This is a genomic window from Pseudomonas sp. 4CAES_32.4 (assembly GCF_058136335.1).
In genome coordinates, this window is sequence record NZ_CM176882.1 from 4,083,499 (window position 1) to 4,095,647 (window position 12,149).

Annotated in this window: 8 protein-coding genes and 4 tRNA genes; 1 reads left to right on the plus strand and 11 read right to left on the minus strand. The window is 55.9% G+C overall.

Annotated features, from left to right (window positions below; all coding sequences use genetic code 11):
• Positions 1-327 precede the first annotated feature (327 nt).
• The 11 genes from AC3Y64_RS18325 to AC3Y64_RS18375 form a co-directional block, all read right to left on the minus strand.
• The gene (locus AC3Y64_RS18325) at positions 328-1,176 is read right to left on the minus strand and encodes a DUF2242 domain-containing protein (protein WP_489984774.1); all 849 of its coding nucleotides are present in this window, start codon (positions 1,174-1,176) and stop codon (positions 328-330) included.
• 226 nt (positions 1,177-1,402) lie between these two features.
• Positions 1,403-3,274: a SurA N-terminal domain-containing protein gene (locus AC3Y64_RS18330; protein WP_489984775.1), complete on the minus strand. Its 1,872-nt coding sequence runs from the start codon at positions 3,272-3,274 to the stop codon at positions 1,403-1,405.
• Positions 3,275-3,502: 228 nt separating this feature from the next.
• Positions 3,503-3,775: an HU family DNA-binding protein gene (locus AC3Y64_RS18335; RefSeq protein WP_003183171.1), complete on the minus strand. Its 273-nt coding sequence runs from the start codon at positions 3,773-3,775 to the stop codon at positions 3,503-3,505.
• Between the two features lie 147 nt (positions 3,776-3,922).
• A complete protein-coding gene (gene lon, locus AC3Y64_RS18340; RefSeq protein WP_095189940.1) occupies positions 3,923-6,319 on the minus strand; it encodes an endopeptidase La in 2,397 nt (798 codons plus the stop codon).
• Between the two features lie 163 nt (positions 6,320-6,482).
• On the minus strand, positions 6,483-7,766 hold the full coding sequence (gene clpX / locus AC3Y64_RS18345; protein WP_003223632.1) for an ATP-dependent Clp protease ATP-binding subunit ClpX: 1,284 nt from the start codon (positions 7,764-7,766) through the stop codon (positions 6,483-6,485).
• 113 nt (positions 7,767-7,879) lie between these two features.
• Positions 7,880-8,515, minus strand: coding sequence for an ATP-dependent Clp endopeptidase proteolytic subunit ClpP (clpP, locus tag AC3Y64_RS18350; protein WP_016775336.1), 636 nt, complete (start codon positions 8,513-8,515; stop codon positions 7,880-7,882).
• Between the two features lie 92 nt (positions 8,516-8,607).
• Positions 8,608-9,918, minus strand: a complete 1,311-nt coding sequence (gene tig / locus AC3Y64_RS18355) for a trigger factor (protein WP_158959874.1) — start codon at positions 9,916-9,918, stop codon at positions 8,608-8,610.
• A 400-nt stretch (positions 9,919-10,318) separates the two neighbouring features.
• Positions 10,319-10,394 (minus strand) — tRNA-His (locus AC3Y64_RS18360).
• A gap of 77 nt (positions 10,395-10,471) precedes the next feature.
• Positions 10,472-10,556: transfer RNA gene (locus AC3Y64_RS18365), tRNA-Leu, on the minus strand.
• Positions 10,557-10,613: 57 nt separating this feature from the next.
• Positions 10,614-10,689: transfer RNA gene (locus tag AC3Y64_RS18370), tRNA-His, on the minus strand.
• 32 nt (positions 10,690-10,721) lie between these two features.
• Positions 10,722-10,798, minus strand: a tRNA-Arg gene (locus AC3Y64_RS18375).
• Positions 10,799-11,073: 275 nt separating this feature from the next.
• Between AC3Y64_RS18375 and folD the strand changes: the two genes are divergently transcribed.
• Positions 11,074-11,928, plus strand: a complete 855-nt coding sequence (gene folD, locus AC3Y64_RS18380) for a bifunctional methylenetetrahydrofolate dehydrogenase/methenyltetrahydrofolate cyclohydrolase FolD (protein ID WP_489984776.1) — start codon at positions 11,074-11,076, stop codon at positions 11,926-11,928.
• Positions 11,929-12,149 lie beyond the last annotated feature (221 nt).

Sequence of the window (12,149 nt, forward strand, 5' to 3'; positions counted from 1 at the left end):
AGCCTGATATTCGAGCAGCTCTTCTTGATAATCATCCATCGCGTAATCCCCCTGCTGCTCTCTTGAATGGGCCTGAGCAAATACCCAGTGCCTCGAGCATAAACCGCTCGTGTGAAGGAAAAGTGAAACCCGGCCTTCATGATTAAAACGTAGCAGGTGGTCAGGAATTTATCGCGGGACTTTTGTGCGGGGAATGTAACTAAATTTTAATTCAGCCCCAAACGAAGCAGGAGTGAGCCTGCTCGCGATAGCGGAAGATCAGTCAAATCGTTAATGACTGGTCTACCGCTATCGCGAGCAGGCTCACTCCTACAGGGTATTACTGGATTATTGACCGGACGCTGGCATCGCCGGAATTGGCTCGGACGGCGGTGGGATATCAGGATTCGCCGGCGGCGTGATGGTTTCGGTTGCCGGCGCAGGCTCTGCACTTGACGCTGGCGTGATCGGCGCAGACTCCGCTGGCGGTACCACGGGTTCCGAACTCACTGGCACCGCTTCTGCGGGTGCTGGCGCTGGTTCGGCAGCAGGCGCAGGGGTTGCGGCAGGCTCAGCGGCAGGCGTCGGCGTCAACGCGGCCGGCGCAGGCTTTGGCTCTGGCATCCCCAGATCGGCCTTCGGCTTCTCTTCGATATGCGCCGCCTTCTTCGCTTCAGCTGGCATGAACTGCTCGACCAGCGTGAAGAAACGCTCGTAGAATTTTTGTGCCGTCACTGTTTCGCTGGCGACCTTGACCATCGAGTCGTCCGAAGAGCCGATCGGCATCGACACCGAGCCCAACACGCCGACACCAAGGCTGGCGGAGTTGTTGGTTTTCTTCAGCGCATAGCGATCCTGCAAGGCGTTGGCGAACATCGTGGCATGGTGCCCGGCGCTGCCGTCATCGGCGCAGACCACATTGAAGCTGATCTCCATATGGGTATCGCCGGTTTGCTGGAAGCTCTTGTGGCCGCTGACGATTTTCGGGTCGCTGCTGGTGATGATGTAACCCTGGCTGAGCAACGCGCGACGGGCTGCTTCGCAGCTGACCGCATCAGTCACCGGATAATTGCGCGAAAATGTGCCGGAGTCATCGAAGTTCTCATGCTCGTACATCGGCTTGTCCTTCGAACAGCCGGCAACAGCGGTCAACAACAGCGCCAGCCCGAAAACACGCATGGGAGTGGAAATCAACATTGAACATCCTGAGGGAAAACAGTCCGGGGCGTATTGTGCAACAGATCGCGGCCCTGCGGCGTATGGATTAGTGTCTTAAAACAGTTACAACTCTATCGACAATGAATGGCAGGTAAAAGTCGCCTGCATCATCGATCGATGAAGATCTGGTCATTAGCTGCCAGTCGACCACAAAAAAGCCCCGGCGTTGCGGCCGGGGCTGATTGTCTTGCGACTCAGTCGAGTATCAGAAACGCTTGATCTCGGCCTGAGCTTCCAACTGCTTGCGATACGCCGCGAAGTCTTGCTGACCTTCACGGGACGCGAGGAAGCGACGGTACTGAGCCTTCTCTTCATCGGTCGGGGCCGCAGCTTCGTTGACGCCATTGAGGCGCACGATCATCAGGCTGCCGTCCGGCAGGGTCACGCTGGTGAACGTCGGCTTGTCCTTGGCAGCCGGTTTCGGCATGCGGAACAGCGCTTGCAGCACCGACGGATCAACGCCTTCCTGAGCGCGGGTAGCCGCTTCGGTGGCTTTCCAGTTCTGACCTTCAATCGCCTTGTCCTGCGGCGCCTTGCCATCGCGCAGATCAGCGATCAGCTTCTCGGCCTTGGTCTTGGCAGCAGCACTGGCGTGCTCTTTGGTCAGTTGAGTGCGGATGGCCGCATTCACGCTTTCCAGAGGCAGTTGCGCAGGCTTGAGGTGTTCCTTGGAGCGCAGCACGATCACGGTGTCCGGATCCAGCTCGATGGCGGTGCTGTTGGCACCCTCATCAATCACTTCGGTGCTGAATGCAGCAGTCACCACGGCGCGATTGGCTGCAACACCTTCGCCACCTTCACGGCCAAATGGCTTGGAGGTGTGCACGGTCAGCTTCAGGTCTGCTGCTGGCTGGGCCAGATCAGAGGCTTCGAACGCCGAGTCTTCCAGTTGCTTGGTCGCCTCGACAAAACGCTGCTCGACCTGAGCGGCTTTGAGGTCGCGGGTCAGCTTGTCTTTCAGGCTGGCCAGGGTCGGCACTTCAGGAGCTTCGACGCCCAGCAGCTTGATCAGGTGGTAACCGAAGTCGGTACGCACCGGCTCGGAAACCTGATCCTTGTTCAGCGAGTACAAGGCTTTTTCGAAGGCTGGATCGTAAACGCCAGGACCTGCGAAACCGAGGTCACCGCCATTGTTGGCCGAGCCAGGGTCTTGCGAGAACTCTTTGGCCAGCGCTTCGAACTTCTCGCCCTTGGCCAGACGCGCCTGGACTTCTTCGATTTTCGCTTTGGCCTGAGCTTCAGTGGTCTTGTCGTTCACTTCGATCAGGATGTGGGCGGCACGACGCTGTTCCGACAGGTTGGCGATCTCTTTCTGATACGCCGCCTGCAGGTCTTCGTCCTTGACGGCAACCTGGTCGAAGAACGACGACTTCTTCAGCTCGAGGTAATCGATGACCACTTGATCCGGGGTCATGAATTCCTTGGCGTGTTCGTCGTAGTAAGCCTTGACCTCGTCGTCCGTCAGCTTGACGGCCGCAGGGTCAGCCTTGACGGTCAGGGTCGCAAAGTCGCGGGTCTGTTTTTCCAGACGGGCGAATGCCAGCACTTCAGCGTCAGTCACGAAACCGCTGCCCGCGACACCGGCACGCAGTTGGCCGATCAGCATTTCCTGAGCCAGCATCTGGCGGAATTGCATGCGGCTGTAACCCAGTTGACGGATTACCTGGTCGAAACGCTCGGAGCTGAACTTGCCGTCCACCTGGAATTCAGGCGTCATCAGGATCACCTGATCCAGCGCACCTTCAGAGAAAGCGAATTTGGCTTGGTCGGCGCCCTGCAGCAGCAGCTTGCGATCGATCAGACCCTTGAGGGCCGATTCACGCAGCATTTTTTCGTCAAGCAAGGAAGCATCGAAGTCCTTGCCCAGTTGTTGCATCAGCTGACGGCGTTGCATGTCAACGGCCTGGCTCAGCTCGTTCTGGCTGATTTCTTCACCATTGACCTTGGCCGCCTCATTCTTGTGAGTCGTGGCCTGGAAAATGGCATCGAAACCGGTCAGGGCCATCAGTGCAACGATGACCCCGATAATGGTCTTGGCAATCCAGCCTTGTGAATTGTCCCTGATATTCTGCAGCATGCGTCCCCCAGAAACGGTTGAACTTCAAAATTAGGCAACAGTGGAGCGTGGGTAGAATCCGGATAGAAGAAAGGCGCATCCGAGGATGCGCCTTCTCGTAACTGGCGGAGCGGACAGGGCTCGAACCCTCGATCCCGGCGTTACAGGCAACTGTTTCAGCTACCTGCTCTACCGCTCCGCTGCCAAGTCAGGCTTGACCCCGACCCGGATGGGTAAAAACCTGAAAACTTAGTTAACAGCTTCTTTCAGTGCTTTACCGGCTTTGAAACCTGGCTTCTTGGCAGCCGGGATTTCCAGAGTCTTGCCAGTCTGAGGGTTACGACCGGTACGAGCCGGGCGATCAGTCACGGAGAAAGTACCGAAACCAACCAGAACAACGGAGTCGCCAGCCTTGAGAGCGCCAGTGACGGATTCGATTACAGCGTCCAGCGCACGGCCAGCAGCAGCTTTCGGGATATCAGCGGATGCAGCGATAGCATCAATCAGTTCCGACTTGTTCACTCTAAGTCCCCTTATATCTATTTTGAGATGATTCTAAGTTTTTTGGTGAAAGCAAAAACAGTGCTGAATGGCCTACAGACACTTAAGAGCCGCTTTATAACAAGGGCTCTAAAAAGCTGTCAAGGAAGCCCCCCAGGCAAAAACGTATTAATGCGTGCTAATTCTTTCCTTAGAGTCAGACTCACGTTTTTCGTCCTTGGCAACTATCTCGGGAGCCACATCCGGCAAGGGCTCCGGCGCGTATTGCAGCGCAATTTGCAGGACCTCGTCAATCCATTTAACCGGTTTAATCTGCAGATCCTGCTTGATATTGTCAGGAATCTCCTTCAGATCGCGCACGTTCTCTTCCGGAATAATCACAATCTTGATTCCGCCGCGATGTGCCGCGAGCAGTTTTTCCTTCAGACCACCAATGGCAAGCACCTGACCACGTAGCGTGATTTCACCAGTCATGGCGACATCGGCACGCACCGGAATCCCGGTCAGTGCAGACACCAGCGCCGTGCACATGCCCACACCGGCACTAGGACCATCCTTCGGCGTTGCCCCTTCCGGCATGTGAATGTGCGTATCGCGCTTCTCGTGGAAGTCCAGAGGAATGCCCAGGCTCTTCGCACGGCTGCGCACCACGGTGAGTGCTGCAGTGATCGATTCGACCATTACATCGCCCAGCGAACCGGTCTTGATCAACTGACCTTTACCCGGCACGACGGCGGCTTCGATGGTCAGCAATTCGCCACCCACCTGAGTCCAGGCAAGGCCGGTCACCTGACCGATCTGATCCTGTTGCTCGGCCAGACCGTAGCGGAATTTGCGCACACCGAGGAAGTGTTCCAGCAAATCAGCTGTCACTTTCACCGAGAAGCGTTTTTCCAGCGCGTGCTCTTTCACCGCCTTGCGGCAGACCTTGGCGATCTGACGCTCGAGGCCACGCACACCGGCTTCACGGGTGTAGTAACGGATAATGTCGCGGATCGCTTCCTCGTCGAATTCCAGCTCGCCCTTCTTCAGACCATTGGCAGCGATCTGTTTTGGCGAGAGGTATTTGACGGCAATGTTGATCTTCTCGTCTTCGGTGTAGCCCGGCAGACGGATGACTTCCATCCGGTCCAGCAATGCCGGCGGGATGTTCATCGAGTTCGAGGTGCACAGGAACATCACATCGGAAAGGTCGTAATCGACTTCCAGATAGTGATCGTTGAAATTGTGGTTCTGCTCTGGATCGAGCACTTCCAGCAACGCCGACGCCGGATCGCCACGCATATCGCTGCCCATTTTGTCGATTTCATCGAGCAGGAACAGCGGGTTGCGAACGCCCACTTTTGTCATCTTTTGAATCAATCTTCCCGGCATCGAACCGATGTAAGTCCGGCGGTGACCACGAATTTCCGCTTCATCACGCACGCCACCGAGGGCCATACGTACGAATTTACGGTTGGTGGCATGGGCAATCGACTCCGCCAGCGAGGTTTTACCGACGCCAGGAGGACCGACCAGGCACAGTACCGGGCCACGGATTTTCTTCACGCGCTTTTGCACGGCGAGGTATTCAAGGATGCGTTCCTTGACCTCTTCGAGGCCGTAGTGATCGGCATCGAGAATGTCTTCGGCACGGGCCAGATCCAGACGCACCTTGCTCTGCGCTTTCCACGGCACCTGCACCAGCCAATCGATGTACGAGCGAACCACGGTGGCTTCGGCCGACATCGGCGACATTTGCTTGAGTTTGTTCAGCTCGGCTGTGGCTTTGGCCAGAGCGTCTTTTGGCAAACCGGCGGCATCGATGCGCTTTTTCAGCTCTTCGATTTCGTTGTGACCTTCGTCACCGTCACCCAGCTCTTTCTGAATGGCCTTCATCTGCTCATTCAGGTAGTACTCGCGCTGGCTACGCTCCATCTGCTTTTTAACGCGACCGCGAATGCGTTTTTCGACTTGCAGCAGGTCGATCTCGGCATCCAGCAACGCCAGAACGTGCTCGACACGAGCCGACAAATCGATGATTTCGAGGATTTCCTGCTTCTGCTCGATTTTCAGCGCCATGTGCGCGGCCATCGTGTCGACCAGGCGACCCGGCTCATCGATGCTGTTGAGCGATGACAGGACTTCAGCCGGGACTTTCTTGCCCAACTGTACGTATTGTTCGAATTGCGACAGCAGCGTGCGCACGAACACTTCGGACTCGCGCTCGGCAGCGTCGACTTCTTCGATCAGCGAGACTTCCGCGCGGCAGTGGCCGTCGACTTCGCTGAAGCGTTCAACGGTGCCACGCTGCTCACCCTCGACCAGAACCTTTACGGTGCCGTCAGGCAGCTTCAGAAGCTGCAGAACCGTGGCGATGGTACCTACGCGATAGAGAGCGTCTTCACCGGGATCATCATCAGCCGGGTTTCTCTGGGCCAACAGCAGAATCTGCTTGTCACCCGTCATCGCGGCCTCGAGGGCTTCGATGGATTTCTCGCGCCCCACGAACAGCGGGATAACCATGTGCGGATAAACCACAACATCACGCAATGGCAGGAGAGGCAATTCGATGGTTGTCTTCATGATTTCGCCTCTACGGCGGCCATATGGCCGTAATCAGATGGAATTGAGCTTGAAACCAAGATGGGGGCTGCCTTGAAAAAAAACAAGCGCAAAGCGGATGTAAAAAATGACATAAAAAAAAAGAGGCCCGAAGGCCCCTTCTTTGTTGCGGCGCGGTGGACGCTTACGCGTCCGGCGCTGCCTTGGCAGTCGGCTCACTGTTTTCGTAGATATACAGTGGCTTGGATTTGCCTTCGATCACGCTTTCATCGATCACGACTTTGCTCACCTCGGACTGCGAGGGGATTTCATACATCGTGTCGAGCAGTACACCTTCAAGAATCGAGCGCAGGCCACGAGCACCGGTTTTACGTTCCAGGGCACGCTTGGCGACCGATTTCAGTGCGTCGGTCCGGAACTCCAGATCCACGCCTTCCATCTCGAACAGCTTGGCATACTGTTTGGTCAGAGCATTTTTCGGCTCGGTGAGAATCTGCATCAGCGCAGCTTCGTCGAGCTCGTCCAGCGTCGCGAGGACCGGCAGACGACCAACAAATTCCGGGATCAGACCGAACTTGACCAGATCGTCAGGCTCGACTTCACGCAGGGATTCACCGACTTTCTTGCCTTCTTCCTTGCTGCGCACTTCTGCGTTGAAGCCGATGCCGCCCTTGGTGGAACGGTTTTGAATAACCTTTTCCAGACCAGAGAACGCACCACCGCAGATGAACAGGATGTTACGGGTGTCGACCTGCAGGAATTCCTGCTGCGGGTGCTTGCGGCCACCTTGCGGCGGTACGGAAGCGACCGTGCCTTCGATCAACTTCAGCAAGGCCTGCTGCACGCCTTCACCGGAAACATCGCGGGTGATCGACGGGTTGTCGGACTTGCGGGAAATCTTGTCGATTTCGTCGATGTAGACAATACCCATCTGGGCCTTTTCTACGTCGTAATCGCACTTCTGCAACAGCTTCTGAATGATGTTCTCGACATCTTCACCCACGTAACCCGCCTCGGTGAGGGTGGTTGCGTCAGCGATGGTGAACGGAACGTTCAGCAAGCGGGCCAGCGTTTCGGCCAGCAAGGTTTTACCCGAGCCGGTCGGACCGATCAGCAGGATGTTGCTCTTGCCGAGCTCGACGTCGTCAGCCTTCTTGTCACGCTGGTTCAGACGCTTGTAGTGGTTGTACACCGCTACGGCCAAAACCTTTTTTGCACGCTCCTGACCAATGACGTATTGATCAAGGATGCCGCTGATTTCTTTAGGCGAAGGCAATTTATGCGCGCTGCTTTCGGCCTGGGCTTCCTGCACCTCCTCACGGATGATGTCATTGCACAGGTCGACGCACTCGTCGCAGATAAAGACCGAGGGGCCGGCAATCAATTTGCGCACTTCATGCTGGCTTTTGCCACAGAAGGAGCAATAGAGCAGCTTGCCGTTGTCCTCGCCGTTGCGGGTGTCAGTCATTCGTTCGATCCAAATCCGATAGGCTTGCAACACAAGATGAAGGCTATTGCGGGCTTTTTCAAGCCCGCTGCTGATCAGACCAGCCGACCAGGCCTATTTTGTGCTGCTTATTTTTAAGCTGGGCGCTGGTTGATCACTTCGTCGATCAGACCGTATTCCTTCGCAGCTTCTGCACTCATGAAGTTGTCGCGGTTGGTATCGCGCTCGATTTCTTCCAGAGTGCGCCCGCTGTGCTTGGCCATCAGCATGTTCAGACGTTCGCGGATGAAGAGGATTTCCTTGGCATGGATTTCGATATCCGATGCCTGGCCCTGGAAACCGCCCAGTGGCTGGTGAATCATCACACGCGAGTTCGGCAGGCAGAAACGCTTGCCTGGAGCACCTGCGGTCAGCAGGAATGCGCCCATGCTGCAGGCCTGGCCGATGCAGGTTGTCGATACGTTGGGTTTGATGAACTGCATGGTGTCGTAGATCGACATGCCCGCTGTCACCGAACCGCCCGGGGAGTTGATATAGAGATGGATGTCCTTGTCCGGGTTTTCCGCTTCAAGGAACAGCAGTTGCGCACAGATCAGGTTGGCCATGTAGTCCTCTACCGGACCAACCAGAAAAATCACTCGCTCCTTGAGCAGGCGCGAATAGATGTCATAGGCGCGTTCGCCACGAGCAGATTGCTCGACAACCATCGGGACCAGGCCGCCTGCGGCCTGGATATCAGAGTTCTGCTGAATATACGAATTACGGAACATGCTCTGCAGTCACTCCCAAATAGTTATGTCTTGAATACGCATAAGCCAGCTCGAAAGCTGGCTTATGTGTGTACTTCTTAACGCAAAAACAATCAGTCGGCTGTTGGAGCTTCTACCGGCTTGACCGCTTCTTCGTAAGAGACCGATTTGTCGGTCACGCTAGCTTTCTGCAGAACAGTATCCACAACTTGTTCTTCCAGCACAACCGAACGCACTTCGTTCAGTTGCTGCTCGTTTTTGTAGTACCACGACACAACCTGCTCAGGCTCCTGATAAGCCGAAGCCATTTCCTGAATCATTTCGCGAACGCGAGCTTCGTCAGGCTTCAGGTCGAACTGCTTGACCACTTCAGCAACGATCAGACCCAGCACGACGCGGCGCTTGGCTTGCTCTTCGAACAGCTCGGCCGGCAGTTGATCAGGCTTGATGTTGCCACCGAATTGCTGAACAGCCTGCACGCGCAGACGGTCAACTTCGTTGGACAGCAGCGCCTTAGGCACTTCGATCGGGTTGGTGGCCAGCAGACCGTCCATTACCTGATTCTTGACCTTGGATTTGATCGCCTGACGCAGTTCACGCTCCATGTTCTTGCGAACTTCGGTGCGGAAACCGTCGATGCCGCTTTCCTTGATGCCGAATTGAGCGAAGAACTCTTCGTTCAGCTCTGGCAGCTTGGGCTCGGACACAGTGTTGACGGTCACGGTGAACTCGGCGGTTTTGCCAGCCAGGTCCAGGTTCTGATAGTCCTCTGGGAAGGTCAGGTTCAGAACGCGCTCTTCGCCAGCCTTTGCACCTACCAGACCTTCTTCGAAGCCCGGGATCATGCGGCCGGAACCCAGTACCAGCTGAGTGCCTTTGGCGGAACCGCCAGCGAATACTTCGCCGTCAACCTTGCCAACGAAATCGATGTTCAGTTGGTCTTCGTTCTGGGCAGCGCGATCGGCCACTTCAAAACGGGTGTTCTGCTTGCGCAGGATGTCGAGCATTTTGTCCAGGTCAGCGTCAGCCACGTCAGCGCTCAGGCGCTCAACGGTGATGCCTTCGAAACCGGCAACGGTGAACTCAGGGAACACCTCGAACACAGCAACGTATTCCAGATCCTTGCCAGCTTCGAGCGACTTAGGCTCGATCGAAGGCGAACCAGCCGGGTTCAGCTTCTGCTCAACCACAGCTTCGTAGAAGGAGGACTGGATCACGTCGCCTACAGCTTCCTGGCGCGCATCAGCACCGAAACGGCGCTTGATTTCGCTCATTGGCACTTTGCCTGGACGGAAGCCAGCAATCTTGGCCTTTTGGGCAGTCTGCTGCAGACGCTTGTTGACCTGAGTCTCGATGCGCTCAGCCGGCACGGTGACGCTCATGCGGCGCTCGAGAGCAGTAGTATTTTCAACAGAAACTTGCATGGATATTCCTCGTTGCACAGACGTTAGCCGGCCGTTTCCGACCCCAGAATCAAGGGCATGCATTCTAGTGGGTCAAACTCAAGAAGTCACCCTACTGAAAACGGGTAAAAAAACAGCAGGCAATTTATAGGGATCGATGCACGAATGCAGCGTATCCCCCAGGCGAATACAACCAATCACGCCAAGGCTCTGCGCCGACCTCTTCTATATATAGAAGGGACTGCATCACTCCTTGACGGCCGTTCTTGCGAGCAAGCCCGGCGGACAGTGCAGCAGCATCGAGCAACATAAATACGACGAAGCGCCCTGCCCCTGCGTCCCGAAACCGGCAATCGCCGGTTTTCAAAACCGCTAAAACAAAAAAGGCGCCAGACTGTTAAATCTGGCGCCTTTCGAAATATGGGGTGGACGATGGGGATCGAACCCACGACAACGGGAGTCACAATCCCGTGCTCTACCAACTGAGCTACGCCCACCATATTGCGTAACAAAAAAGCCAAACAACTTCTTTGTTGAAACCTCACCAGCCCAAGGGCACGAATGAAGCTTTAATTGGTGCGGATGAAGAGACTCGAACTCTTACGCCTCGCGGCGCTGGAACCTAAATCCAGTGTGTCTACCAATTCCACCACATCCGCAGATGAAGCCTTTGAAGCAAAAACGCCAGACCGTTAAATCTGGCGTTTTTCGAAATATGGGGTGGACGATGGGGATCGAACCCACGACAACGGGAGTCACAATCCCGTGCTCTACCAACTGAGCTACGCCCACCATATCGCGTTACTTGTGCCAAAGCTGCCTAATGGCGCACCCGGCAGGACTCGAACCTGCGACCATCCGCTTAGAAGGCGGATGCTCTATCCAGCTGAGCTACGGGCGCCTTATTAATCTGTACTCTTAAAGGACTACAAACTAAGTGCTTTCCAGCGTCGCAGAACATACATTCCGCTTCACCTTCTTAACCAGTGCTAGGCTGTGCCCGACAAGTGCGACGAATAGTATAGAGCGCTCCAAAGGTCGTCAAATCCTTTTTGAAAAAAATTCATTTAATTAAAGGGGTTAGGGGAATTTGCTGACCAAGCGCCTTTGCCCTCACCGCGCGACATGCGAGAATGCGTTCTCATTTTTTCCCCTCTCGATGGTTAATCACGCGCAATGACTGCACAACTAATCGACGGCAAATCGATCGCCGCCAGCCTGCGCCAGCAGATCGCCAAACGAGTTGCCGAGCGTCGCCAGCAAGGCCTGCGCACTCCCGGCCTCGCGGTGATCCTGGTCGGCAGCGATCCTGCCTCTCAGGTTTATGTCTCGCACAAGCGTAAAGACTGTGAAGAGGTCGGCTTCCTCTCTCAAGCCTACGACCTGCCCTCCGAAACCACGCAGCAAGCGCTGACCGATCTGATCGATCGCCTCAACGACGACCCTGCGATCGACGGCGTTCTGCTCCAGCTGCCGCTGCCCGAGCACCTCGATGCCTCCAAATTGCTGGAACGCATCCGCCCGGACAAAGACGTCGACGGTTTCCATCCTTATAACGTCGGTCGCCTGGCACAACGCATCCCGCTGCTGCGCCCATGCACCCCGAAAGGCATCATGACCTTGCTGGAAAGCACCGGTGCCGATCTGTATGGCATGGATGCAGTGGTTGTCGGCGCTTCCAATATCGTCGGTCGTCCGATGGCCATGGAGCTGTTGCTGGCCGGCTGCACCGTGACTGTTACTCACCGCTTCACCAAGGATCTGGCTGGCCACGTTGGCCGTGCCGATCTGGTGGTTGTGGCCGCCGGCAAACCGGGCCTGGTCAAAGGTGAGTGGATCAAGGAAGGCGCTATCGTGATCGACGTCGGCATCAACCGTCAGGACGACGGCAAACTGGTCGGTGACGTCGTCTACGAGACCGCCCTGCCCCGCGCCGGCTGGATCACGCCGGTACCGGGTGGTGTTGGCCCGATGACCCGCGCCTGCCTGCTGGAAAACACGCTGTATGCAGCAGAAACCCTGCACGCTTGAGTTGTAGTTTTCAGCGCTGAAAAAACCCGCCTCGTGCGGGTTTTTTCATGCCTGAGAAAAAACTGTAACCGTTCGCCGGAAACCCCTCTTTTTACAGGCCTTTTCACGAGATTTTCAGGTGCTTAAAACAACCATCGACAGATCTTCAGCCATACTCCTAGAATGCGACGCTTTGAAGAAATAACCCGTTACAAACTAACGGAATATCCAACCTTTATGAG